A 26,707-nucleotide genomic window follows, 5' to 3' on the forward strand; every position below is an offset into this window, starting at 1 on the left:
CTTTTTCTCCCCCGTTAAAAAATTATCTCTTTTGGGGAAAAGAAACCCGATATGAGTAGTGCTCAATTTTCACGCTTTGCAAAATGGGTCAATTTAGTTATCTCACTTTTTCTCAAGGAAACGTTAATGCGCCGCTTTGTATTGCCATTTTGTGCCTATTTCTTTGCATTGTTATCTCACAGCGCTCACGCCCAGTTCCCCATTACAGTGAAAGATGATCGCGATAAATTGGTCACCATAAATTCAGCACCGAATAAGGTTGCTGCAGTCTCCGTATTTGGTGCTGACTTATTGAACGCGCTTGGCATGCAAGCCGCTGGGATTTCAACACTCAACCACCAGCGCTCACCCTACCTTGGTAACCAAACACAGCATATGGTCGATCTTGGTGAAATTCACGAGACCAACTTAGAAGTATTAACGGCTTTAAAGCCAGACCTCACTATTGGACTGCGCACTTACACCGAACCCTTTGCCAGTAAATTTGAGGAAGTCGGCCCCTTTTTAGCCTACGATTTAGTCACCAAAGCCGACTCTGACCGTGCAATTCGCTCTGCAACCAAAGCGCTAGGCAAACCGGCACAAGGGGTAGAACTCAACCAATCATTTAATGCTCAGCTAAAACGCTATTCGTCAAAGTCGCTCAAACCGCAGTCAGTGGTATTTTTATGGCATTGGTCGGATGTCCCTTACGCATTTTTTGACCACCATTTCACTGTAGAAATGATGCACACCTTAAAAGCCAAAAATAGCGTGGGTACTTCACCACAGCCAAATTTAAAGAAGTTTGATTCGGCCCCTATTTCAATGGAATCGCTATTAAAGCTCAACCCTGATGTGATTATTTCATTCAAAGGGGAGCCTGGTCCATTCAAAGCTCATCCCGTATGGCAGCAACTAAAAGCCGTAAAAAATGGTCGTGCTTATCGCGTTGCAGATCATTACGTTATGCCGCATGGCCCCATTGCAAGAAGATTAATATTGCAGGAATTGGCGTACCTACTCCACCCAGATAAATTTTCCGCGCCTAGCATGTTGGTAAAAGAAGCACGTGCCACAACGATGCAGTTTGGTGAGTTGTAACGCCTATTTAGATTATCGATTATGAACTATGTTTTTTCTCGCACTATGATGTCTCCGATTGGATTATGTATGGCAGGCTTAGGCATTTTACTGCTTAGCCTGTTTTTATCCGTGTCAATAGGCGACTACCCACTCTCACTCAGCGAAATATGGTTGGTGCTTATTGCGCCGTCAGACTCCCTTGCCAGCTTTGTCGTTTGGGAGTTAAGGTTGCCTCGCTTAGTATTGGCTGTCATTGCAGGCGCAGCGCTAGGTACATCCGGTGCAATTATCCAAGCCGTGACCCAAAATGAGCTCGCCTCCCCAAGCTTGGTAGGCGTCTCATCCGGTGCGGCATTAGCGATTGTCATGGTAATTGTATTCACAGGCTTATCTGCACATTATCACTTTCTTGCAGGTATCTTTGGCGGAACAGTCGCCATGTTGGTCACATTGTGGCTATCTTGGAAGCAAAAATTAGAGCCGGTGAACCTTATTTTGTCGGGCCTGTGCATTTCTTTGTTTTGCGCAGCGGCAACAACCTTACTGTTAATTTCAGTGAGCACCGATACGCGAGGTCTATTTTATTGGCTGCTGGGTAGCGTCGCCAATCGTACTTGGCAACATGTCTCAATACTGGCCCCTATCGCCCTAATCGGGGTTGTATTGTGTGTATTTTTAGCAAGGCCATTAACGGTGCTGCAGCTTGATACCGCGGTGGTAAAGAGCATTGGTGGACACGTAAGACGCTGGCGTGTTCAAGCATTGATCGTTGCCGTCGTACTAACCTCAGCGACAGTTTCAGTGACAGGTCCAATTGCATTCGTGGGGCTAGTTGCCCCGCACCTTTGTCGCACTTTGTTGCCCAAACACTTAGCCTACGAGTATCGCTACGTACTATTTGGCAGTGCGCTGAGCGGCGCAGTGCTCGTTAGCGTCTCCGACCTATTGGCCAACTTTCAAGAAATCCCTGTGGGCATTTTATGTGTACTGTTTGGCGGCCCAAGCCTCGTATGGTTGATCCGTTCCCGATACCAGAGGGCATCATTGTGAACCAAACTATGACCACGCATGTTTCATACAACACCAAAGTTTGGCCGTTTTACATGCTGATGATGGTGCTTAGTGTCATACTTGCAAGCCTCTTTATTACGGCGCTGTGTATGGGCTCCGTCCCCCTCTCAATGAATGAAGTCTGGCTAGCACTTAAAACGTCAACACCGCACACGAGTGAGTCAGATATACTTTGGCAATTGCGCCTGCCACGTTCTGTACTGGCGATGGTTGTTGGTGTTCATTTTGCGCTGGCAGGGCTAATTTTACAGGCCATCATCCGCAATCCGCTCGCTGATCCCAGTATACTGGGCGTCAATGGTGGTGCTAGTTTAGCCATTATTCTGTGCTTATTGGCCGTTGACTATATCCAGTTACATATACTTAATCTGAGTGACACTCGTTTTGAGTTTGTGTGGCTGCCCACCGTGGCCCTCATTGGTGGTATTTTAGCAACCGGTTTGGTATTAAAACTTAGCTGGCAACAACAGCTCCAGCCCAACCAGCTTGCACTCAACGGCGTAGCCATAGGTGCGGTACTTAACGCTTTGGTAATGTGGGCAATTTTAGCTTGGGGTGGTAACCGCACAGAGACCAGTCTCATTTGGTTAGCAGGCAGTTTATATGGCAGAGATTTTAGCCAATTATATTTGCTTTTACCGTGGACAATTGTCGGCGTTATCGGTTGCTTTTTACTGCTCAAACAGCTTGCCATACTGCAATTAGACAGCGAAGCTGCGCAAGCCTTAGGCCTCAACGTTAAACGCTGGCGATTAGCGAGTTTATTTGTCGCGGTCTCCCTGGCTGCCAGCGCGACGGCAGTCACTGGACCGCTTGGATTTATAGGCCTGATTGTGCCTCACTTTGCCAAGGTGCTACTCGCCCGTCTTGGCCTTGGAGCAAGCCTGCCGCACCTGATGGTTGTGTGTATTTTGTCCGGTGCAACGCTCACACTCGCAGCCGATATTGCCAGTCGCACACTTATCTCGCCTTTGGAGATCCCAACAGGCACACTCACCACTCTGATGGGCATCCCCATCTTGCTCCTGTTGATCCGCCGTCAAAGTTAGGATATACCATGCTACAAGCAGATAAGATCTCGTTAAGTTATCAACATAAGCCCATAATACAAGATTTGTCGATTGCTATTTCACGTCATCAAATCACTGCCATTGTCGGCCCCAATGGCAGTGGTAAGTCAACGCTGCTGAAACTGCTCGGAGGCCTAGTCAAACCCAGCGAAGGCGAAGTATTGCTGAGTCAAAAGCCGCTGTGTAAATGGCGTCCTAAGCCCTTAGCGAAAACACTCGCTTTACTTGGCCAAAACCCACAAGCTCCCGGAGGCATGTTGGTTAGGCAACTCGTCGGTCACGGCCGGTTTCCATACCTAGGATTATTCAATACTTTATCGCAACTTGATCAGCGCGCGATTACTTGGGCACTGCGAAAAACGCAGCTTGAACACATACAACACCAGCCTTTGGAACATCTGTCTGGAGGTGAGCGACAGCGCGCTTGGCTTGCCATGGCATTGGCACAACAGTCTGAGATTTTGCTATTGGATGAGCCCACCACCTACCTCGATTTGGGGCATCAATTTCAGCTGCTAGATCTCTTAAAACAATTACAAGTGCATGAGCGAAAAACCATCGTGATGGTGCTCCATGACATCAATCAAGCCAGTCAATTTAGTGATCGAATTATCGCCCTTAAAAATGGCTCAATAATCGCTGATGGTACGCCACAACAGGTCGTCACAGCGCAAATCATTAAACAACTGTTCAACATTGAAGTTTCAGTTATACCACAACGCTATGGCAAGACCACTAAGCCACTGTGCTTACCACTTGAAACTCAAAACCAGTTAACCCCTAACTCAGCGGTGCCACTGCGCAGCGCGGCAATCTAAAATCAACAACAGAAGCTAGTGAGATGGAATTAGAAATTCGCGACGTATCAAAAACATACCCAAACGGTGTACACGCACTGAAAGCCGTCAATTTAACCATAGGAAAAGGCATGTTTGGCTTGCTTGGCCCCAATGGCGCTGGCAAAAGTAGTATCATGCGCACAATTGCCACCCTTCAAACCCCTGACAGTGGTGAAATACGTTTTGATGGACAAAACATTTTTACACACCCCACCGAGTTTCGTCGCCAGCTAGGCTACCTGCCTCAGGATTTTGGTGTCTATGCCAATGCATCCGCTATCGATATGCTGGATTATTTTGCTCGATTAAAAGGCATTCGACAGGCAAAGGAACGTAAAACTAGAATCGATAACTTGTTAGCCTTAGTCAACCTCACAGAACATTGTCATAAAGCAGTTGATACCTACTCAGGTGGTATGCGTCAGCGTTTCGGTATCGCTCAAGTTTTATTGACCAATCCCAAAGTCATCATTGTCGATGAGCCAACAGCCGGGTTAGACCCCGCCGAACGAAATCGCTTTTACAGTATATTGCACCAGCTAACCGACAGCGCCATTGTGATCCTCTCCACACACATTGTCGGAGATGTTACCAACCTTTGTGGTGATATGGGGATCCTCAATCGCGGTACCATTCTGGCCCGCGGAAAACCAGATGAACTCGTCACCTCCATCGATCGACAAATTTGGCACAAATCGGTATCCCGTGACGAATTAGCCCAACTTAGGCTAACGCACAAAGTAATTTCAACGCGCATTGTCAAAGGAAATATACAAGCCACTGTCCAAAGTGAAACCGCTCCCGCCGCAAGCTTTGCACAAAGTACGCCCGATCTTGAAGATTTTTACTTCAGTTATGTCCCTGAACTTGCGGTTTAAGGAGCCACCATGTTTGTAACCAGCTTTTTGTTCGAACTTAAATATCGCTTGCGCTCTGTTGCCACTTGGGGTTGCTTAGTCGCGATGATCATCATGGGATACCGTGAGATGCTTGGCGGTGAATGGGACGCGCTGATGCAAAGCGGCCGAGTTGCCCGTAATTCACCATATGCTATTTACTATTTGTTTATGTATTACACGTTTTGGGCCGCAACGGTTGGCAGCGCCTTGGTGATCCCAACGCTACTGAGAGATCTCAACTCAAAGACTGCGGACTACCTGTATAGCTTTGATATCAACAGCAAACATTACTTTATTGGCAAGTACTTGGCGTGCTTATGTATTGTATTTTTAGTGATGAGTTCAGTTGCCATTGCGATGGTGACGCTGCCCACCGTATCGAACCTCTTTGGGCTTTACCCTGCCAGCGATTTTATTGCCACTTCATGGCCACATATTATGCATGCGTTGCTGCTGTGGGTGCTCCCCTCATGTATTGTTTATACAGCCATTCCGTTTGCGCTCACCGCGCTGACTGGACGCGCCACACCAGCGTATGCCTCAATGATGATGGCCGTAGGCATGTTTGTCTTGATCACCGCCTTGTTCGGCGACGGCGCGCCACAGGCTCCTTGGCTACAAATTGTTGACCCTTTGGGTAAGGTCACCGTCGAAGGGCAGATATTCTACTGGACAGCAGAGCAAAGAATGACGCAATTTTTGAGCTTAGACGGCGCGCTGCTTTATAATCGCCTGCTCTATTTGGCTTTGGCTATCTCCCTGTTGGCATTAGCATGGTGGCGCTTTGATTTGGCTAAATTTAGGACAAGTAATAGCCAAAGTGCCGCAACCAAGCCGGTAGCAAATACAAAACAACACACGCACCGTTCAGGGAAGCTGAGCTTGACCCCGCTTACGCTCATTACCAGCGATGCTGTCGCCTATTGGATTAAGTTCAGCGCCCACGCAGGTTACTTGCAAGCGCGACAAATTATGACCAATAAAGCATTTTACTTTTCGATGCTGACCTTATCGCTGATGCTAATTATTGCGGGATTAAGCTACCGCTTACCGGGTATTGAAGGCAGTGCAGCAGTCCTGCCAAAAACGCACACGCTCCTTCCGGTGTTAATTTATCCAAGCTTGATCTTCACCATGTTGGCGGCCTCGTTCTTTGTCGTAGACCAATGTCACAAAGATCATCAGCTCAATACTGCTCAGCTCGTCGCGGTCTGCCCAGCCCCTGATTGGCAAGCGCCACTGAGTCATATCGTGTGTGCTGTGATAGTTGCATGCACACTGACGTTGGTTCCAGTTTCTGGTCTGTTGGGCTCACAATTGTTGCAAGGTTTTACCGACCCAGATTGGCAAAGTTTACTTCACTTGAGCGGGTTAGTGTTATTGCCGTTAATGCTGGCGTATGTGTTTATTGCCATCATCAGTTACGGGCTGGTTCAGTCAAAAATTGCCGCACAGGTTATCGCCGTTATGCTGTGTATTTCACCAGCTATTTTCAATGAAACTCACGCAATCGAAAACTTCATGTATTTATGGGCTTGGCCATCAATAGCACAATTGTCAGAGCTTGCTTCGACTGAGCAGTTTATCGCGAGAGATCTAAATATCATGGTCTATTGGCTCAGTTTTTACTGCGTCTTGTTAGTACTGGTCGGTTGGTTGTGGCCTAGAGGTATGATCGCACCATTTATGGACAGAGTGAGATCTCTACCGCAAAAGGTCGCGCCGCGCTCACTGTCTATTCTGGTACTAGCGAGTTTGGTGTTTACCTATCAGGCATATTCAGTTTATGACGAGATGATTGTAAATGGTCAATTTAAAACTAAAGCACAAGGGTATGCGCAACAAGCAGATTATGAAAATCGATACCGCCAATACGAGACTCTACCACAACCTAAAGTTCAGCATGCGGACATTACTTTATCACTGGCCCCCAGTGCACGTGCGCTGAATTACACTGCGCACTTAACGCTCACAAACCCTCACCTGCTTGACATTGAACATTTATTTATTAATACCGAAGAATCCGTGTTTATTGAGAGAGTCAGTGCAGATGGGCACACTTTAACGCCCACAGTTAACGACCCAACACATCAGGTCTCAATATGGCCACTTAATAAACCTCAACAGCCCAGTCAACAAAGTGCAGTTACACTCTCGGCATCAATGAAGTATCACGGCTATCAAAACGTTGCTACGCAATACCAAGGGAACATCACCAAGGATGCCAGTTACATCAACGCTGAACTCTGGCCTGCGATTGGCTTTGAACGCGATGAAATAATCCAAGACAATGCACTGCGAGAGAAATACCAGCTGCCCACTTTAGCGGAGCGTTATTTCACTCAATCGAACACGCCTGATGTTTATCAGAGCAATGATGCAGATCTGATGACTTATAAACTTTCAATCGAAGCGCCGATTGATCAAGTTGTGGTTGCGCCAGGAGAGCTGATTAATCATCAGGTAAGCCAATCACGCCACACTTATATTTACGAGATGGCTATAGCCAGCCACTGGAAACCAGCCATTGCCAGTGCGCAGTACCAAACGAAACGCGCTACATGGGTTAGTAAACACAACCAAAAAGAAGTCATTATCGAATTGTACTATGTTACTGCCAATGACGCGGTACTGGATGCAATGCTGCAAAGTGCTACGCATGCGTTAGAACAAGGTGAAGCTGTTTTTGGCACTTATCCTTACGACAGTTTAAAAATTGCAGCTGTGCCACAGGGTATGGGGGGGCAAACTGTCAGTGCAAACTTAATCCTAATCCCAGAGATGTCAGCATGGCAACACAACTATCAGCAACCTCCCGAGGTTGATTGGTTAGGGTACAACTTACACCATTTGGTCGCGCAAGTTTGGTGGCAAACTGTCGCCATCGCCAACACAGAAGGATACCCTTTACTATCACAGGGCGTTCCAACTTGGTTTGCTTTAACGAAAGCGAAGTTAAACAGTGAAGCAAAGCAACAACTACTCGCCATCATCACAGATGAGTATTTGCTTGAGCGTACCAAAGAATCAAGCACTGAGAAAAGCGCATTGACGTTAACTCAGCAGCCTTACGCCGCCAGCAAGTCTCAACTCGCGGTATACGCGGCATCTCAGCTCATCGGTGATACAAAGTTTCGTCAAGTGATAAAAGCAGTGCTGACCCACTATGAAGACCAACTTGGTCAACAATTTCTCTCTGCGCCGCTGTTCTTTAAGCAATTAATGCGCTCGGTGCAAAGTCCCAAGCACAAGACGCAACTTCAAGCTTTGTATCAGCAAGTGGTCCTTCACGACTTTACGGTTCGAAACGTTCAAGTTGAGCAGCTTGATGACAATTACTTCAGTTTAGTTGCAGAGCTCGAAGCGGTGAGGATCGAGCAAAGTGCAGATGGTGCATCTCGTGTGCCCTATTCTGGCGCAGCCACAATCAACTTGCATTTCGAAACGAAAGACAAAGACTCCCCCCATGTTCGTGAGGTGTATTTCAGTAACGGCAAAGCCGAGTTGAGGATGTTTTTACCAAAGCTCCCAAATAAGCTGTTCATTAACGAAAGTGGCGCGTTTGTCGATATCGCATACAGCGATAACGTACGACAACTGTAATCCCCCTTTACAAAATGGCTACTGGCAGATACGTTTATCGCAGTAGCCATTTCCTTACGACCAACTTCCCCTTAAAAAAACCCGTATAGAGGGGGTATTGACCCTTTTCGGGTAGTGACCAAATACCCTTACTCACACAATAACGGGCAATAAAAATAGGGCCCGCCATAAGGCTGCTGCATACACAGAAACCACAGTAATCAGTTTCTGATGCAGCAATACATAGCGCCCAACTACTCTACTACTCGTTGTTATTAGGAGCTCACTGAATATGTCTCGCTACAAGCTGACACCTGCTGCCAATTCTGGTCACTCGCTTTCCACACTCAGCCGTCACGTAACACGTGCATTGCTTGCACTTAGCTTAGGTGCCACGTCTTCCGTGTATGCTGATGAACAAGCTGCACAGATCGATTTAGAGCGCATTGAGGTCACCTCTGAAAAGCGCACCGCTAACATCATGGAGGTAGCCTCTAGCGTTACTGCTATTTTCGGTCAAGAGTTGGCGGATTCAGAAGTCTATTCGATTACGGAATTGGGCCATGAGATCCCGAGTTTACACGTCTACAGTTGGGGCGGCAGAAGAGACAGTAACGTTTTTATTCGAGGCATTGGACCTGGACTATTTACTGAGCCAACCATCGGTTTCTACGTTGACGGTGTGAATTACAGTAGCAACAGCATTTTTGATTTAGACCTAGTAGATATCGAACGCGTTGAAGTATTACGTGGCCCACAAGGTACACTTTATGGGGGAAATTCGCTTGCAGGTGTCATTAATATAATCACCAAACAACCTGATGAAGTACAAGAGTTCACGGGCACGTTTTCAGGAGATAACTTAGGCTCCAAGCGAGTTCGATTAGGCGTCAATACGCCGCTTAATGACGAAAATCTGTTCCTTGGTGTGTCAGTATCCGCACACAATGCGGATGGCCACATTGAGAATACATACCTCAACAAAGATTTTGGTGCTCGCGATGATATCAGTGCAAGAACGAAATTACGCTGGGTCGCAACGGATAACCTCGAAGCCAACTTCGTTGTCGATTATGAGCGTTTTCGCGGCGACTCCTATGCGATGGGTCTTATAGAGAAAATCAAAGCAAACCCAGATCAAGTGGAGCACGACTTTGAAGGCGTCGATGACCGAGATGCGCTTGGCGCGTCAGTCACGCTTGATTACGCTGGCGAAAACATGGACTTTATCTCAATCACAAGCTGGCGTGATTGGGACAACTTCAACACTGCCGACCAAGATACGGGGCACAATGCTGGGTACCAGTTCCACAGTAACTCTACTGAAAAGTTTGATCAGCTCTCCCATGAAATGCGCTGGAGCTCAAAAAACACTGATGATTATCATTGGCTAGTAGGCGTATACGCATATCAAGCTAATACCCACAATACAACCCGAAATGATTTAAATTTTGCCGCGATGTATCCAGGTAGTGGTCCTATGGTTGACCGCTCAATCACAGTTAAAGACGATCAAGCTTGGGCTGCATTCGGACAAGTTGATTATGCAATCACCGAAGACATCACTGTCATTGCAGGTCTGCGTTATCACAAAGAACAACGTGAAGCTGACATTAACATTAACTCTCAATCAACTGGGGTCACCGCTCAGTATGGTGGCGAGAAAAAATTCAGTGAAGTACTACCAAAGCTGGCGCTTTCATATCAAACAGGCAGCGATGACCTCATTTATGCTTCTTGGAGTAAAGGTTATCGAGCTGGCGGCTTTGACACCCTGTATCCAAACTTAAGTAAACCAAGCTTTGAGCCTGAATACAGTAATAACTATGAAATCGCCTATAAGGCGTTAGCACTGGATAACCAACTGAGCTTCTCGGTCACGGCTTTCTATATCTCTTTAGACGATCAGCAAGTTCAGCAGATGTTAGAAAATACGACAGTGATCACTGACAATGCCGGTAAAAGTGCCAGTCGCGGTATCGAGTTCGAATCTCGCTACCAACCTCACCCTGACTGGACCGTTGGCTTCTCAAGTAGCTATGTGGATGCGACTTATCGTGAATATGAAAGTTTGAATTTCGCGACCGGTGCCGTGGAGGATTACTCTGATAATCGCTTGCCTAACACGCCAAAACTCAGTGCAAACTTATCAATCAGCAATCGTACTGAGTTAAACAGCGACTACACCCTGTTCACACAACTAGAAAACATTTACATGGGAGAGCATTACTTCGATGCGGGCAATCGCATGAAGCAATCGGCCTATCACCTACTGAACGCCAAAGTGGGCCTTGAGAGCGACAACTGGTACGCGCATCTTTGGGTGAAAAATGCACTCGATGAATATTACTCAAAAGTTGAATTTAATTTTGGTTTTGGTGTGACTGCTGAAGCGGGTAACCCAAGAACCATCGGCCTCACAGTGGGCACGAATTTCTAAATCGATGAACCGTAAACCGTGGTGCAACTATTTTGCGCCACTTTTTTACGTTTCAAAACACACTATCAATGCGTTGATACGCTTAATAAGGGAGTTACCATGCAATCTCAATCCGTGTTATTGCTCGGTGGTACTGGTCAAGTAGGCTTAAAAGCAGCAGAATATCTGCTCCAGCATACCGAAGCAACGCTCACATTCGCCTCGCGTAGAAAAGCCTCATTGCCCAGTGCAATTTTGCAATACCAAGACCGTATAAACACAGTGCAATTAGATGCCCAAAATACAGACGCGCTGCGAGCACATTTAGCTGGCATTGATCTCGTTGTCGCGTGCGTTGGCCCTTCAGGTATCATCGGCGACCAAATAGTTTTAACGTGTAAGGCTGCAAATGTACCAATCATAGATGCAGGTGGTTACGACCCAGTTTATGAGTCGTTGCATGCCCATGAAAGACGCCAAACCAGTGAAGTGCCATTGATTATCAATGTTGGTTTACTGCCAGGCCTCTCTGGCGTATTCCCTGCCTACCTCATCCAACAAAAAAGTGATGGTAAGTCCGTAAAGTCATTGGATGTGCAATATGTTGGCCGCGACGCATGGAGTTACAACTCAGCTTGGGACATCATTCACGGGCTGGGAGATTTTGGTCATGAGCGCGGCTTTTGTTATTTAGAAGATAAACAAATTAAATCTGAAAAATTCTCTAAAGCAGGCAACAAAGCGCATTTTCCAGCTCCTATAGGCTCAGCCTCCACCATGCTGATATATGCCGAGGAAATTGTACAGCTAGCCAATGAACTCGGCATACAGCGCGCAAAGGTATACGGCGCCAACTTGGGGCCTCGTGCTATGTTTGTCTGCATGATAGCCAAGATATTCAAGATGTATAACAGCCATAAGAGTATTGCCCGTGCAGCACGCTGGTTATGTAAAGCCTCCGCGAAAGATATGCGTAAGCTTGACCCTGTCTATGGTGTTGATGCGAAAATTGAGTGCATTGATGGCAGTATCCAACACGGCCAAATCATACTCGAAGACACTTATCAGGCCACTGGCTTTATCATTGGCATTGCGGCTAAACAACTACTCAACAATCAAATCACAAAGGTAGGCCCAATGATGTTACATGAGGCAGTTGATGCCGGTGACTTTATAAAAGATCTAGCGCAAGCGGGTGTCGTTGCAGGGCTTTCTCTTTCTAAATCAGATAAAACAGCTAAGCAGGAGGCCGCATGAGTAAAAAAGTCATTGTCTTAGGGGGCACAGGGGAGTCTGGTAGACGTATTATTCACTTACTCAGTTCTCGACACCCTAACTTAACGATCAGCTGTGCAGCAAGGCGCGCCCCCAAGGCCGGCATACTCCCAGCACATATTGAACATGTGACTTTCGATATGCACGATCATGCCAAAAGTATTACAACCCTCAAACAATTTGACCTTGCGGTGATTGCTTTAGGCCCAATGGACAAGTTTGCTGTACAGGCCCATCAATTATGCCTTAACGCAAATATAGATGCCGTCGATATTAACGATAGTTTGCACGCGGCAGAGCAAGTATTTGCATTGCATGCTGACGCCAAATCAAAACAACGCGTGTTATTGACTGGCATGGGGTTCTCGCCGGGTATTTCTACCTTATTACTCACAGAACTCGCTCATAACAAAGCGTCTACTAAAGGACACTATCAATGCCGTTTGTACATGGGCGCTGCATATGGTGGCGGTGAAACCAGTCCACAGGCAATTCTTGCAAGCTTTACCGAACAACTCGCCTGTTGGCGAAATGGTGCACGCCAACAGGTCGCGACCCCGTGGCAAGATGAACAACATCAATTTCCTTTTCCCGCGCTCAAAAAACCAGCCGACCTCATTCCATTTGCGACACCTGAGGTCGCAGGACTTGGCTGTGAACATGTTGCTGAAGACCTAGATATAAAACATCTAGATAGTCGATATCACATCCAGCACTTAACGCTGGGCTTTGCGAAATTCATGAGTAAATATCGCCTTGGAGAACGTAAAAATGCATTTTTCTCCAATATGTTCTTCAATAACGGCCAGAAGCTCAAAACGAAAAAAGACTCAGATCCTGACACCTGTTTGTGGGTATATCCAGATAATGACCCTCGCTCGGGCTTGATATTGCACGGGGTGGTTTCATCTTATGAGTTAACGGCCAAAATGGCATGTGTTGCAGTGGAATGTTGGCTGAATAATACATTTGCAGATCACCATGGTGTCAACGCTGTAGAGCATCTACCTTACGCAACCCGTCAAACATTGTTACAGACATTGGCGCTTTATGGCGTGGTAGCCAAACCGGCAAATACACACAACCTTCACCAAGCAGATCAAGAGTTTGGCTGGGTAGACAGTGTTTCGTCAGACATAAATAGTTTAAGAAACTTGGGACTAAATTGGTATACAGTGACCAAGCAACACCCCAAGATGGCAAAAAGACAGCAAGAGTACCTCTATAAATCCGAGATTTGGCGTGCGCTGAAAGACGCCACCAATACATTTAGTTTTACTAAATTTGTGGTTTCAACTCTGCTAGCCTGGCGCCGCGATGGTAAATGTTTACAGGATTGGCGAGATAAGCACCGGGGCGAATACAGCAAGGTGTGGCAATCAATTACGAAAGACATGAGTATGTTTACATCGGGCTATAGCAACGCGAGGAAGCTGCTTGGTAAAAACAAGGCCTATCAACTGTACCGCGAGATGTTTTTGGAAACTGGAAAAATGGAAATGCGATGGTTATGGCCCAATCCTGAGTCTTTCAACATGTTCGACCAAAAAGAGGACGCCATTATCGAATACTGGCTAACCTGGCTTAGAAACTATGCCAAGCTCGGCCTATTTACATTAACAGAGTCGCAAGATGGGTCACAAGCAATTTCCGTTTCTATTAGGGGATGTGCCTATGCTGCTATGTTTAAAGCGCTGGACTGCCCTGAGCTGGTTAATATGGTTAGAGAAATGGAACAAGAAGCCCTCACCTTTTTAGCAAGTCAGAGTAATTTGGATATTACTTGGGATATGTCAGGGGACGGTGACGCTGACATTACCTTGAATAAGGTACCTAAGCTTAAAGCCGTCAGTTAAGCGTAGTACAAGTCATTGTGTCGCGACGCAATGACTTGTGTACAAACTGTTGGGCTCTAATTACCTACAATGGTGGGCGCTAGGTTGAGCCTAGCTTCTTTGGGTAAGACACCAAATTGTTTTCTAAACGCCACACTGAAATGACTCACATTGCTGTACCCCAATGAGATAGCCGTTTCTGTAACATTATTATCTTTCAATAAATTCATGGCTTGATGCATTCTTTCTTCTTGAAAACAGCCATAAACGGTATTGTTGAATAGCGCTTTAAAGCCTTTTTTGAGTTTGCACTGATTTAACCCAACGGCTTTTGCCACATCCGAAATTGTCGGAGGACTACTCAGATCGGTGAGCAAAAAATCTCTTGCCGCAATGAGCTGTTTTTTCTCCCGCAATGGGATTTGATTGCCAGTGTCTGCCGATTTGAGTGCTGTAAGGTGCCAATATAAATAATCTAAAGTGGCTGAGTGTAGCAGCAAAGGCTTGGCTTCTTGCTCTTTTATTAATTTGTGAATGCGATTTGCACATGCACTGACTTTTCGACTTGGTCCACTTTGTTTCACAAAAAATGACATACTTTTACCAAGATCTATCCCGCTCAGTTCTTCACCCGCCAGTTCAGTAAGTACTTCAGGCTTAATCATGATTTCTAGATTACTAAAATCGTTACTGTGATACGCGCAAAAATTCTCGCCACCAGAAAAGCCGATATTAAAGTCCCCACATCCACATTGTAATAGCTTGTTGCCGACTGTTGCCTCAAACTTCCCCGCAAGGACACTATTTAAATGAATATATTGGTCATCACCAGGGAATACATGTTTGGTATCGGCAGCCCCCATATCTTGTGCCGTAGATAAGCTCACTGAAAGCCCAGGCATCAACTGTACAAAGTTGTTACCAACCTGACTTTCAATTTGCTGCTGTTCATTCGCTGTGTTTATTTCAATGTCACTGCAAAAAGTCATTTTTAAACCTTACCTATCCTTCGCCGTATCACCCTGACATACCTGTAGTGCATACACCTCCACAGCCTTTGCACAGACCCTTGGAGAATAATTATATTACCCAGAACCACTACATGCGATACTATATCACAACACACATATCAATGATAATAGTTTTCATTTACATCAAAGTGTACAATAATCACCCATATAAATGACACCCCTTCATGTGCTTTATTGATAAAAATTTGTATGTATATTATTCATCACATTGCAATGTTGAAGTTGGTCATCAAGCAACTTTATATTTAATACAATATATTTTGATACAATATAACATCATATATTTTCAACTGCTTCAAGACGAATTTATGTCAAATCAAGATTAATTATGGAATAAATTAAAAGACTGCCAAAAACGCAATTATGCAATAAGAATAATGGCTTATATTGCTCGTTTCGTGAGGTGTGTTGGAAAATCTCTGTTTTTGATGAGGCTTTATTCTCTGTCTCATCATGGGCAATAGATACATTGGCAGGCAAGGTTGAATCTGAGTATCCCCTAACCAGCGTTTCTGCTTGTGCCAAATACGTACCCTAACAATGCCGTTAGCGTAGGAAAGAGGACATTCAATAAAATTAGCTGCAATGTATCAAACCAAAACGCTCGAAATTCACTGCGCTGCTGAGCGATTTCTGAAAATAAACTCACGGTTTTGTCTGCATCAAAACTGGCACGCTTAACCTCTTGCATGGACATAAAAAACTGGTATTCACCCCAAATGAAAATACTTAATATGACCAATAAAAAACCGATTAAGATACAAATAATGCCCCATGTTAAATTGACACCGGCTTTTTCTTTTCCTGTCAAAGGTTCTGATACTGGCGCCTCTTGTGGGGTTGCATCCTGCGCTGATGCCAAATCTATATCCTGCCAAGATTCACTGCTAGCGCTTTGTATTGAGTCTGTGGGTGTGCTGTCCTGTGCACGCAACGACATGGTATTTACTCTTTAATTGTGGTTGTTTTATTATGAAATGATATTTTTAGAGATTTGGCTTTGAGATGTTATTAAGCTCAGGCATGACCAGTCTATGGATATCTTTGCCTTGTTTGTTGGCAGACAAAATGGTTCTATCATGTATTACTTCATCCGAAGCCCAGTCCAACAAAGTTAGCGCCACTTTCGTTAAATCACTGGATTTTTTCAACCCTAAACGATGTTGTAATGCAGCTAAGTAATCCGCATCAACTGAAAATCTTACTTCTGTCTTCTTCGCATCTGCCATAATATCTCCAAAAAATATCCAGATTTTATCCGATTGTAGTGGAGATTTTATGGGTGTGCAAACAAAATAATGCCTGGTAAACGACTTCTTGTTATCATTCAGCCAGGGTATCAAGGGCTGTTGATTTAACCAGTGCCTTGATTGAGGAATCAACGCCATTCAACGCATCAATGAGTTGTTCTGCAACGCCAAAATCTGACTGCACACGACTTTGCGCTTCGTTTACTTCAATACCACACAGTAATTCGTTCCAGTTCATTAAAAAGCCACTATTACACTTGTTACCGATGCCTTTTAAAGTTACGCATATTAATACGACACCGTGTTCATGGATTTTATTCATCGCCCAAGTACTGAGAGTTGGGTGTATTTGTTTAGATAGCTCGTTGATTCTGCGTATTTCATACTCCCCGATCTGCGCATAAACAACCCAAATAGGAGGCCGCTTATTATACAGTGTTTGGTATTTCAATACGGGATAGCCAATAGCTGCGGGCATCGATACAAATTGCGATTTAACCTGATTTTGTATGCGCTGATCAATATTGAGCTTAAACTGAGTTGTCAACTTAATATCATGTTCAATCCTTGTCATTTAATCTCCCTCCATATATAGTATTTACATGCGTTAACATTTTTATAATAAATGCTTAAACATCAAAAAATCTTTAGATTAGTAAACATTTTGACTTTTAGGGAAAGACATTGAATAAAATTGTTAGGCAACATGATGAGCAAAACTTGAGTGATTTGAAGGTGATGCGACTTGCTGCGAACAAAACTCAAAAGGAAATGGCAAAAGTACTCGGTACCAGTGAGGCAACGATAATTAATTATGAAAACGGTGTCAGTGATATCAAATATAAAGACTACTTAAAGTGGTCCCTTGCATGTCGTTTTGACCTGAGTGCAATTGAAGAACAGTTGCAAACGCTAAGAACGATTGTCATTGAAAATAACTTACACCGCTATCGCAAAGTGAATAAACTCAAACACCAAAAGTAGTTAGTACAAAGCCTTTGGCTATTCGAGCCCACGAAATCAACAACCTCAGTAAGCGCTAGGAGTTATTTATGGATTTTTCATCAAAAAAAATGGTTTTGCCTAAACACATCTGTCAAACAATTTTTGCGGGTTACAAAACTAAACGCCCCACTTCAAAACCTCACCAACCTCCTCTACCAGACACTAAAAATTAGTTGAGCTAACTTACAATGAACCTCCTTCGTATTGCGTGTGTGACTTGTCTAGCGCTCATTCTTTTATTTGTCTACTCCTATAATTGGATGTTTATGTCATTTGCCACAATCGTCTCATGCTGCTGCGTACTGTTTTTCAAAAAAGACAATATCAATGTTGTGTCGATTACTGTACTTATTTTGGCCATGTCTTTACTCGAGTTTTTTGCCTTTAGTTATGTTATCCCCCTTGAATCAGAAACTTTACCGATGATTTGGCTTGGCTCGATTGTCTATGGCGTGCAACTTATCTTGTTTGCAATAACCTGCTTGCTACTACTGATGCGTATACGCTTGCTCAAGGTATTTTGTCATCGATATCGAGATGTCGCGCCTACCTACGCAGAAGGGTTGATCGCTTTATCGCTCTTTTTATCCAGCCTCTTAATGGGGTTGATGTTTGTCGAGAATGCGCTCAGAAACGCGGTTGATTTGGGCTTTAAAGGAGAATTTTTCGGTTCATTAACCAAACTGACTGTCATTTATGATAGCTACGAGATTCTCGCATATGCTTTTCGTTCAATTACCTGCGCCTTTTTGGTATCGATGCTTTTTGTGGTAGAAATTGACACTTCGAAGCTCGCTGAACCCGTAAAATCGAATCATTAAATTCACACGGTGATTTTGTTAATGCCTCGACTTGATGTTGTCAATATCTCCACTTTGGTGCAGCACGCATACATGTCAATTTTTAAATATGAATATTCTCATCAATTTAATATTATTTCACAAATTAAAATAATTTTAATGACAAGCTTGTACGTATCTGAGAGAATCCGCAGCCTTTAAAAATGACAAATTAGTCAGTATTCACTTACAGCAAAGTAATACAAAAGTAGAACTTTTTAAAAGATGCGTTTTATATTAATCTTATTTTTCCTGTTATTTTCCGTTTTAACGGTAAGTCCATTTATAGTTCAAGCAAGTGCAGCATACGCACCACAAAATCATCGCCTTCACACTGGTGATACTTTTTCTTTTAAGGATGGTGATGCTTGGCAGACAATAAAAATACTCGATATCCACACTGACGCGCATACCAACAGTACAATACATGTATTGATATACCAACCGAGTGAATCCAAACCCACTTTAAAGACGCTGCGTTCTCAACCGATATTGACATATCATGCACCAACCTCTGAGCAACTATTTACCTCCCAATGGCTGTATATTGGCAACTCAACGCCACAAAACTCAGAATTGAAAGCTTACTTCAATTATCTGAAACACAATGATTTCAAAAAATATGCAGCAGCGACAAATCAAAAAGTAGATGACCTTATTTTTCGAGCTAATACGCTGTATACCACCGGGTATGCTTTGAGCCAGGCTGCACAGTATGAGCAAGCCATCACTGCATATACGCAAGCCATCAACATATTTCCCTTGTATTATGAGGCTATCGACAACATTGGGTTTGCTTACATGGATATGGGGGAATATGAAAAAGCCATTGAATATTTCGATCGTTCTTTAGCCGTCTACCCACAAAGTTCAACGGCGCTTTACTATAAAGGAATGAGTTACATCAACCTTGAAGATATTCACAACGCTTTAGCAACGTTCAAGCAAGGTATGGAAGACTTCCCTGAACAAAAACAGATATTCGAGGAAATGTATCTATCGCTTCTTAATTCGACACACTAATTTAGGAGCACACTATTAGTCCCCCATTCTACTCTAGCAACTGCCAGCCATTAGATACGTATAAAATTAGGTCGATTTACGGTATGATTGACTCGCCACATTAAGGTAGCAAAGTCACCTAAGGAGCAGGAATTGTTTGAAAAAATTATTCTACTGAGCGGCTTAATAGCCACTATCTGGATCACCATTGGCGTCATTATCGCCGCTAAATTCTACCCTAACTATAATCACAATGAGCAATTTTGTAGTGAACTAGGAGCTGTAGGTAGCCCAACACAAAAATTGTCTCCTCTGATCAACAATTATCCGCTGGGTATACTCTTTTGTTTATTTGGGTGGGCGGTAATTCAATATGCTCAAAGCAGTGCCATACTGGTGACTGTGGGCTGGCTAGTCATCTTACATGGAGCAGGAACTTGGGTCGCAGGCATCTTCCCGATGGATAAAGACCCCTACACTCAATCTCCCTCACTCCACTGCAAAATCCACTCTTGGGCGGGGTTCATAATGCTTTTGTCACTGCTAATCGCACCAATATTGTTAGCGTTTAGCCCGTTACCTGTTGCATTTCGCGCCTTTTCAATGCTCAGCGCCATGGTCGCAATTCACTATCTAGTCAAAATGGCTCAAGCAGTAAAACATCAAAAAAATGTAGGCCGATATCAGCGTATCTCTTACTGGGCAAAATTAATCTGGCTCGCAGGTTTTTCTGTACTTTTGTGGGCTTCCTAGTAAAAATTTGGTGGGCGCCCACATTGTTATAGCGTTTCGCTTTGACTAAAAAGAGTCTGTGTCATTCGCCCCACGCGCACAGGCTCTGCTCGGTCAAAATGCAACTCCCTAATCATTTCCATATCTTGCCAGAGGAGTTTGTATCCCTGAGTAAAGCGCAATTTTCGAATACGTTTATGCCAGCGTGCCTTTTCTGTTTCTGTGGCCTTACGCAGTACCCCAGCAGTACCGTATAGTCGAATGGCAGGATATGTTCCAAACTCACCTTGCCACAAAGATTTTATCCAGTACCACGAGCATGAATTAACCGCGAGCACACAAATTCGCTCACGTTCCTTCACGTTGCACGGAAGTTGACTTGTAAACTTCTCAAAGTAATACCCTTGCCCGACTTCCCCTAAAATCACTGAGCCAATCGGGGTGATATGCGGTTCACCCTGTTCAGAAATACTGGCTATTGAGTAATGAAAAGAAGAACGAAACGCTTGTTTAAACAGCTGTTTTATTTGCGGCCAATCGGTTTCAACATCCATTTTTGTTCCTATTTTTGCGCGCTTTTATCTATTTTTGACGTAATGGACTGTTCTAGTCAAGCATGAATTTATTTATATGTGCAAGTTTTGGTATTGCGTTATTTGCAACAAAGCCACGAAGCACCGTATACTGCCAATTCCATATTGTTACACGCGCGCATCTTGTTGCAATGGCACTCGGGGTTGTTATCCAGCACATACATTTGTACCTACTGGGATATTTTTGGCTAGCACACCTTACAAGTTAACGCTCAAAATGCCGCTTAAGACTCTATAAAATACACTAAAATAGCGATAAAACGGTGATCTACCATAAAGCCATACCCACTCAAACTTTTTATGCGACTTGGATGACACACGACGTACGTTCACTTTCTCACTGTCCTTACCTGTAAAGGTCCTTTACATTGATTTGCTCGTCAGCAATATCAAGTCGGTTACCCGCTCACAAAAAGCAGGGATACATCTAGAATGCCAGCGGCTAAAAACTAGCGTAAGAGATGCCGCTTTCTCATGACTATTGCCAATTGCATTGAGATACTTTATCAAACCAAACGCTTTGAAATGCGCTTGGTGTTTGCTGTTGAAGTCGTTGCGGCGGCTTAATACCCAATATTGGTGTCAAATGTATGTCCACTAACCTTTTGACTTTATAACTCTCAAGCTTTAGGTAAGCTGACTCAAGCGCTGCTTTATCAATGCTCGACAATTGCTTACCTTGTTTTGCTTCATAGGCAGCAAATGTCCAGAGCAAAAGCGCTTTTTTAGACTGATTTGGGAAGGCGTCTGTCAATGTGGCAATAGGGCCATACAATCTTTGATAATTGGTGAGCTCCCCTTTAATTACAAAGACAAGTAACAAGTTCAAGCCAGCTGTAATATGTCCTGAACGCTTGGCCACGTCTTGATAGCCAGCCAGCGCCAATCTAAATTGTGTTTCAGCCAACGAATAGTCGCCTAGATCCAGTGCAATGGCACCAAGGTTATTATTAATGGTTGCCATAGTTGAACGTGCATTGAGTGAGACCGCAATCTGCTCAGCTTGGTGGTAGAGCGCTCTCGCTCGTGTGTGCTTGCCCATATGCCGAGCGACCAATGCCCTACTATTAATTAGCAGCATCCGTTTGCGTTCATCATCTGTATATTTGAGCGCACATTTCAAACTTATATCGGCCTCCCTTAAGTGTCCTTTTCGTCTTAGCCAAATGCCTAAAGCACTCAAAATAGTTGTTAGACGCTCATTAAAATAGCCATGATTATCATACGTGAATAACTCTGTTAAAGACTGCTCAACAAGATCAAGTTGATTGGTAGTCACTGATGCTCTTACGCGGATAATATGCCAACGAATTTTCAACGCTGTAGGCAATAGTTCACGGGCGGTCATTGAATCAAGTATTTGCAGTGTGTGCGATGGCTTTACCGATAAATAGTCTTGCGCTTCCTTAAGCAAATCCATTTGCTCCTCAACAGATTGAGATGCAATTACCAAAGAGGAGTAAAACAGCAGAATAAGTATTATGACTATTTTTTGCAAAGCAGAGTATCCGATAAACCACCCATCACTTCAATATAGAGTGCATTGCAAAAATAGCCAAAATAGGCACTAAATTTCTTTAACTTGCAAACCCATCTGGCATTGCTGTGTGTCCTTTATTGACCGCCAGTCGCGTGATCGCTTCCGACATTTTCGGGTATTGTAGTTTAAGCGCTTCATGATCTGCGGCTTCAAAACAATCTCCCGTAAAGCCAGGCGCCATCGTACAACCAAATATGGCATAGTCTCCACCGGGTCGTACCTCACCGGCTTGCCACACGCCCGCAGGGATACGACACTGTATGAGCTGCCCCTGAGAAAAGTCAGTTCCCATAACCACCGTTTGCGTATTTCCATCGGGGTACAATAGATACAAACAAAAGGGGTCTCCAGCGTAAAAATGCCAAATTTCGTCATGATTCAGACGATGAAAACAAGACACACTCTTGAGCGGGTGACAGTACATCCCAATCATGGCCGTGCCAGCGGGCTTCTCTCCTGCTACCTCAGTGTCTGCACGCCATGTGCTTTTGTATAATGTTCCTTCAACTGGCAATCTTGAAAATCGGTAGTGGGCTAACACATCAAGCAATGGATCGTCTAAGTCTTGATGAATAAAGTGACGGTATTCGAGTACATCAACGATGGCATCGGTGTTAAGTTGCCCGTAAATGTGCGGAAAATATTGCTCACAGTGCGCAATCGGAACACTCGGTGCCTCATATTTAATTTCAGCTTCCACTAACCTCGCATCCACAACCGCCACATACACGCATTCGTGAGTTGCATAAAACCGCTGATAAACGGCACTGACTTGACCCGCCGTACACGCGTGAATAAAGCCTTCACTTTGTAACGTAGGCGAACTGTGAAAAGGCTGGTTTAAATCTATGTCACGCTCAAGCGCGAGTATAAATAGGGCATTTGATGGCATGATAAAAGTCCTTACAAATCTAACAAAAACGGGGTGTGTTGTGACAAGATTGAGCACTCCAAATGGGGCACTCCCCCAAGCAGCGATTACCCAATTTCAAATGATGCTACACCAAACATGCGATGCAACGGCAAACTCGGCGCTGATTTTGTGTACATCCTCGCGGTTTCAAAAGCAATACTCATACCGAGCGATTTTGCCATAGATACAGCCTCTTGATTGCACTCAGGTACATCCAAATATACAGTGTCAGCTTTGTCACTGTCCACAGCACGCGCTATCAAAGCCCCTACTAGGGCTTTCGCATCGACTTGATTTTCAGCATAGAGAGGACCTATCTTATAACCGCACTCGCAGGCTCGGATCACTCCATACCCAGTGATCCCATCAGGTGTATTAATCACCAATGCATGGGCGTTTGATTGGATGCGCCACTGCTGGTTAAATCTCTTTCGGTCTGCGGGAAAAAAGGGGGCTTCAAAGGTTTGAATGCACACTGGTTCAAATTCTGAGGTGATGTGCGGTGACAGATGTGAAGCTACATCAAACTGGGATGCTTTAAATACGCCTTGATATCTAATATTGCGATAGGCCAATTCAAATCCAGATTTACGATAATTGTCCTGTTGTTCAACGACCCCATCCAACCCGACATTGCAGCCATCTAAGTAGGCCATCGCAGCTTGCCAAAGTGCATAACCATACCCTTTGCCACGATATTCCGGTTTTACTATGTAAAATCCGATAAAGCCAAACTCTTTGCTATATTTAATCGCGGAGATCACGGCAACTGGCTCGCCTTCAACCAGCCCGATTAAAAAGCCCTTTGGGTCCGCCAGACAGTAGCTTTGAGCGTCGTTTTTACCGGGATTCCAGCCTTCTTTTTCGGCCCAGCTCACAGCAAGCTCGACTTCGTCTTTGCGCATTGTTCTTATCTGATAATTTTCCTTGCTCATTAGCAAAACCTTCTCGTGTCATTTAGCAACACTTTACCCCATATTGTGGGGCATTTTAACTAAGCGCAAAGTACCACTTTGAGCAAAAGAATAATGACTATTTCATGCTCAGTAACCAAAGAACATAGGGTTACTGAGCTCAATGGTTACTCACATTCTGCTGCTGGAAATGTATCAACATGCGTTTGAATATGCTGATAATAATGGTTGTTATTAATTGCGGTTGTGCCGTAATGACCTGCATCACTGCCAATTGTAAAACTATTCTGGCCACCTAACCCAGCACGGATAAATGCCTCTGCATCCGTTTTAGCGTTGCCATATGCTCTGACGATATTCAACCCTTGAGCTTGCAAGTAATTAATTTCACTTATTTTGTATTCTGCGGTACGAAATAGACTGGTTTCGTTACTCAAAGAGGTTCTTAAAAAGCCTTGTGGTAACCCCATCCAATCTAACCAATCACGGGTCCCTTTAGCGTACCAATACACTCTCGCGGTCAAATAAACGGGCTGATAACCTAAGTCTAGATAACGCCTTACTAAAGAATAAGCCCCTTCTTTTTGGTCCGCTCTATCTATCCCGGTGTAATCACCTATTTGTTCTGCATCGGACTCTGTGAGCGTGCCATCTATATCAAACAATACCGCAGGCGTATTCGGTTGCACCACCGTAACATACCCTTGCGCACCCGTACCATCAGCGGGTACACCTGCGTAAATGCGATATTGCCCAGCACTTAATCCTGGCAAAGATAACGTCGCCTTACCATCACTGTTGGTCACTGCGTCAGTTAAAAATCGCCAATCGCTGTCTTGCTGAGAGCGAATATAAAATTTGACTGTCTCGTATTCCAAATCCTTGTGTGCCACAGCGCCATAATCAAATTTAGCCGTTACTTGAAACGAAGTGCCCTCTGCGACGACTTGGTCATGCACCATGTGGAATTCAGGCAACCATGTTATCAGCTTGTTAAATCTATTTCTGTAACCCGTATCTGGCATCACAGGCGCAACCATTTTGGTGTCTAACCATGCCAAGTCAGGACAGGCAGGCAATGCACTCACATTACTGGAAAAACCAGCAGCTAAAATTATGTAACCAAGTAATTTCATTCTTATCCCTTAATTCAAAATTTTTAGAGAGAGTAAATACACTAGATTACAAAATTATTAACAAATATTTATCTTTTACAAAATTTTAGAGAAAATTTTTTGAATTATTTTTTTCGCAAGGCAAATTACGGCCGCAATGGACCTATCACGTCTGGGGGGCAAAAAATAGGTGCCCTGCTATTTCCGAGCAAAGGTATCCAACGGTTGTTTTGTTTGAGGGTACTTCAAATAACGCCTATGCCCTTCATATTCCGATGCAATCCAGCCATATTGTGCATGAGAGCGAAACAAATATTCTCCACTTTGTGTTTTAAATCGTCCGGACACGGATAGTCCCGATAGTTTGAGCTCTAGCACAGTGCGCTTTTGCAGATCGTCAAGTAAGTGACCAAAAACCGACAAATTTCCCAGTTTTTCGTTGCGAGTATCGCTGATAGAGATAATAAAACTACGCTGCAATTGAGGTACATAAAAGGCGATAGTATCGTGTTTTTTCAACTGCTTAATACGCCGAATATCAAACTCAATGTAGGCTTGACTAATATATTGGTGGTTTTTTAATAGCGCTTTTTCGGCATTAGTGGAGGTTTTGTTGATAACCAGGTAGTTTTCTTGAGGTTCATCCAGCAGTTTATCTATCGTAGAGCGAGGCGAAAACGTCCCCTGCTCACTAGAGATCACAGTGTAGTATTTCAATCCATTTGCACACACATCACTAAAAGCTCCCCAAATGAGGCACCCTGTTAGCAATAATACTGCGCTGGCTAATCCCTTATACATATCACTATTTTAACAATTATAGATTATTTAGGTACAATAAAGGGTGAGTCAAAGTTATTCAAGTGGTTAGCGCCATTTATTAATCACAAAATATTCACATTGGTATAAAGCCACTAGCTTGACTTACGCAACTTAATAACTTAATTAAATATTTACAGTTTACTTTTGTTTACAAACAACCGGACCTATAAAAGATACTACTGTACTGGAAACGAGAAGTACTGATCTTTATGTGGTTCGTTTGCAAGCGTAAAATGCCACCATTCTTCAGAGAGGCCAATAAACCCTGACTGACGCATCACGTGAGCTAATAACATACGATTGGCGCGCTGGCTGGCTGAAATACCCTGATAACTGGGCCAAGAAACAGGGGAAAAATAATCCCATTCAGAACCCATGTTTAATTCTTGTTTGGTGTTTAAATCCACTAATGTGACATCTAGGGTACTTCCACGAGAATGGCCGGAGCGGGCCGCAATATAACCGCGTTCAAACAATTCACTCTTGGGCACATCGGGGTAAAACTTCGCTTTGTTTTTCTTATCATCAAGCACCTTAGCCCAACGAACAAAGTGATCGACCGCTGGCTGGGGACGATAGCAATCAAATACTTTCAGACCGAGGCCAAATTCGCTTAATGTTTGCTGTGCCTTCATCACGCCCCTAGCAGCAGCTTGGCTTAACAAGCATTTTGGCGCTAAGTATCCATCGATACGTTTACCTACAAAATTATCTTCACCAAAGTATCTGATTTCGGTTTCGATACTTGGCACCCTTGATTTGATATCGACAAATTCTGAGACGGATGCCTGCACGGCACACACCCCTGTAATAGCAACAAATCCAAGTATCATTCTCATATCCATACCCACTTCCAAATTCCCCAACAAACAACAGTTTGAAGGATAATTATGGAA

Annotated in this window: 24 protein-coding genes; 13 read left to right on the plus strand and 11 right to left on the minus strand. The window is 44.1% G+C overall.

All coding sequences use genetic code 11. The features are described from left to right. Positions 1-126: 126 nt before the first annotated feature. The 9 genes from L1286_RS09560 to L1286_RS09600 all read left to right on the plus strand — a co-directional run bounded on the left by L1286_RS09560 (position 127) and on the right by L1286_RS09600 (position 14,076). Positions 127-1,083: an ABC transporter substrate-binding protein gene (locus L1286_RS09560; RefSeq protein WP_235406679.1), complete on the plus strand. Its 957-nt coding sequence runs from the start codon at positions 127-129 to the stop codon at positions 1,081-1,083. A 69-nt stretch (positions 1,084-1,152) separates the two neighbouring features. Then, positions 1,153-2,115, plus strand: coding sequence for a FecCD family ABC transporter permease (locus L1286_RS09565; protein ID WP_235406680.1), 963 nt, complete (start codon positions 1,153-1,155; stop codon positions 2,113-2,115). Continuing rightward, the gene (locus tag L1286_RS09570) at positions 2,112-3,185 is read left to right on the plus strand and encodes a FecCD family ABC transporter permease (protein ID WP_235406681.1); all 1,074 of its coding nucleotides are present in this window, start codon (positions 2,112-2,114) and stop codon (positions 3,183-3,185) included. Before L1286_RS09565 ends, L1286_RS09570 begins: the two co-directional genes overlap by 4 nt. A gap of 8 nt (positions 3,186-3,193) precedes the next feature. Beyond that, positions 3,194-4,024: an ABC transporter ATP-binding protein gene (locus tag L1286_RS09575; RefSeq protein ID WP_235406682.1), complete on the plus strand. Its 831-nt coding sequence runs from the start codon at positions 3,194-3,196 to the stop codon at positions 4,022-4,024. Between the two features lie 23 nt (positions 4,025-4,047). Then, positions 4,048-4,923, plus strand: a complete 876-nt coding sequence (locus L1286_RS09580; RefSeq protein WP_235406683.1) for an ABC transporter ATP-binding protein — start codon at positions 4,048-4,050, stop codon at positions 4,921-4,923. Positions 4,924-4,932: 9 nt separating this feature from the next. After that, on the plus strand, positions 4,933-8,547 hold the full coding sequence (locus L1286_RS09585) for an ABC transporter permease/M1 family aminopeptidase (RefSeq protein WP_235406684.1): 3,615 nt from the start codon (positions 4,933-4,935) through the stop codon (positions 8,545-8,547). A gap of 271 nt (positions 8,548-8,818) precedes the next feature. Continuing rightward, complete coding sequence (locus L1286_RS09590; protein WP_235406685.1) at positions 8,819-10,966, plus strand: TonB-dependent receptor; 2,148 nt, start codon at positions 8,819-8,821, stop codon at positions 10,964-10,966. Between the two features lie 99 nt (positions 10,967-11,065). After that, a complete protein-coding gene (locus tag L1286_RS09595; RefSeq protein WP_235406686.1) occupies positions 11,066-12,202 on the plus strand; it encodes a saccharopine dehydrogenase NADP-binding domain-containing protein in 1,137 nt (378 codons plus the stop codon). Beyond that, positions 12,199-14,076, plus strand: coding sequence for a saccharopine dehydrogenase NADP-binding domain-containing protein (locus tag L1286_RS09600; RefSeq protein WP_235406687.1), 1,878 nt, complete (start codon positions 12,199-12,201; stop codon positions 14,074-14,076). Before L1286_RS09595 ends, L1286_RS09600 begins: the two co-directional genes overlap by 4 nt. Before the next feature lie 56 nt (positions 14,077-14,132). Here L1286_RS09600 and L1286_RS09605 read toward each other — a convergent pair whose 3' ends face one another. The 4 genes from L1286_RS09605 to L1286_RS09620 form a co-directional block, all read right to left on the minus strand. Next, positions 14,133-15,044 carry a helix-turn-helix transcriptional regulator gene (locus L1286_RS09605; protein ID WP_235406688.1) on the minus strand — a complete coding sequence of 304 codons (912 nt, stop codon included), beginning with the start codon at positions 15,042-15,044 and terminating at the stop codon, positions 14,133-14,135. 541 nt (positions 15,045-15,585) lie between these two features. Next, positions 15,586-16,026 (minus strand): hypothetical protein, encoded by a 441-nt coding sequence (locus L1286_RS09610; protein WP_235406689.1) that lies wholly within the window; start codon positions 16,024-16,026, stop codon positions 15,586-15,588. A 46-nt stretch (positions 16,027-16,072) separates the two neighbouring features. Continuing rightward, positions 16,073-16,315, minus strand: a complete 243-nt coding sequence (locus L1286_RS09615; RefSeq protein ID WP_235406690.1) for a hypothetical protein — start codon at positions 16,313-16,315, stop codon at positions 16,073-16,075. 94 nt (positions 16,316-16,409) lie between these two features. Then, the gene (locus L1286_RS09620; RefSeq protein ID WP_235406691.1) at positions 16,410-16,910 is read right to left on the minus strand and encodes a hypothetical protein; all 501 of its coding nucleotides are present in this window, start codon (positions 16,908-16,910) and stop codon (positions 16,410-16,412) included. Positions 16,911-17,020: 110 nt separating this feature from the next. Here L1286_RS09620 and L1286_RS09625 point away from each other — a divergent pair, with 110 nt between their 5' ends. The 4 genes from L1286_RS09625 to L1286_RS09640 all read left to right on the plus strand — a co-directional run bounded on the left by L1286_RS09625 (position 17,021) and on the right by L1286_RS09640 (position 19,935). After that, positions 17,021-17,320 (plus strand): helix-turn-helix domain-containing protein, encoded by a 300-nt coding sequence (locus L1286_RS09625; RefSeq protein ID WP_081215946.1) that lies wholly within the window; start codon positions 17,021-17,023, stop codon positions 17,318-17,320. A 287-nt stretch (positions 17,321-17,607) separates the two neighbouring features. Continuing rightward, on the plus strand, positions 17,608-18,162 hold the full coding sequence (locus L1286_RS09630; RefSeq protein ID WP_235406692.1) for a hypothetical protein: 555 nt from the start codon (positions 17,608-17,610) through the stop codon (positions 18,160-18,162). 243 nt (positions 18,163-18,405) lie between these two features. Continuing rightward, the gene (locus L1286_RS09635; protein ID WP_235406693.1) at positions 18,406-19,203 is read left to right on the plus strand and encodes a tetratricopeptide repeat protein; all 798 of its coding nucleotides are present in this window, start codon (positions 18,406-18,408) and stop codon (positions 19,201-19,203) included. Positions 19,204-19,335: 132 nt separating this feature from the next. Further along, the gene (locus tag L1286_RS09640) at positions 19,336-19,935 is read left to right on the plus strand and encodes a DUF998 domain-containing protein (RefSeq protein WP_235406694.1); all 600 of its coding nucleotides are present in this window, start codon (positions 19,336-19,338) and stop codon (positions 19,933-19,935) included. Positions 19,936-19,961: 26 nt separating this feature from the next. On the opposite strand, the gene L1286_RS09645 is transcribed toward L1286_RS09640, so the two are convergent. The 7 genes from L1286_RS09645 to L1286_RS09675 form a co-directional block, all read right to left on the minus strand. Beyond that, positions 19,962-20,468 carry a pyridoxamine 5'-phosphate oxidase family protein gene (locus L1286_RS09645; protein WP_235406695.1) on the minus strand — a complete coding sequence of 169 codons (507 nt, stop codon included), beginning with the start codon at positions 20,466-20,468 and terminating at the stop codon, positions 19,962-19,964. Between the two features lie 517 nt (positions 20,469-20,985). After that, positions 20,986-21,927, minus strand: a complete 942-nt coding sequence (locus L1286_RS09650; protein ID WP_235406696.1) for a tetratricopeptide repeat protein — start codon at positions 21,925-21,927, stop codon at positions 20,986-20,988. Between the two features lie 157 nt (positions 21,928-22,084). Further along, entirely contained in the window at positions 22,085-22,939 is an 855-nt protein-coding gene (locus L1286_RS09655; RefSeq protein WP_235406697.1) for a cupin domain-containing protein, read from the minus strand. Positions 22,940-23,025: 86 nt separating this feature from the next. Next, complete coding sequence (locus L1286_RS09660) at positions 23,026-23,895, minus strand: GNAT family N-acetyltransferase (protein WP_235406698.1); 870 nt, start codon at positions 23,893-23,895, stop codon at positions 23,026-23,028. Positions 23,896-24,041: 146 nt separating this feature from the next. Continuing rightward, positions 24,042-25,010, minus strand: a complete 969-nt coding sequence (locus L1286_RS09665; protein ID WP_235406699.1) for an LNS2 domain-containing protein — start codon at positions 25,008-25,010, stop codon at positions 24,042-24,044. Between the two features lie 177 nt (positions 25,011-25,187). Then, complete coding sequence (locus L1286_RS09670) at positions 25,188-25,790, minus strand: hypothetical protein (protein ID WP_235406700.1); 603 nt, start codon at positions 25,788-25,790, stop codon at positions 25,188-25,190. 197 nt (positions 25,791-25,987) lie between these two features. After that, entirely contained in the window at positions 25,988-26,656 is a 669-nt protein-coding gene (locus L1286_RS09675) for a M15 family metallopeptidase (RefSeq protein ID WP_235406701.1), read from the minus strand. Positions 26,657-26,707: the final 51 nt, after the last annotated feature.

The sequence above is a fragment of the Pseudoalteromonas sp. SMS1 genome, from assembly GCF_021530565.1.
Classification (GTDB): Bacteria; Pseudomonadota; Gammaproteobacteria; order Enterobacterales; family Alteromonadaceae; genus Pseudoalteromonas.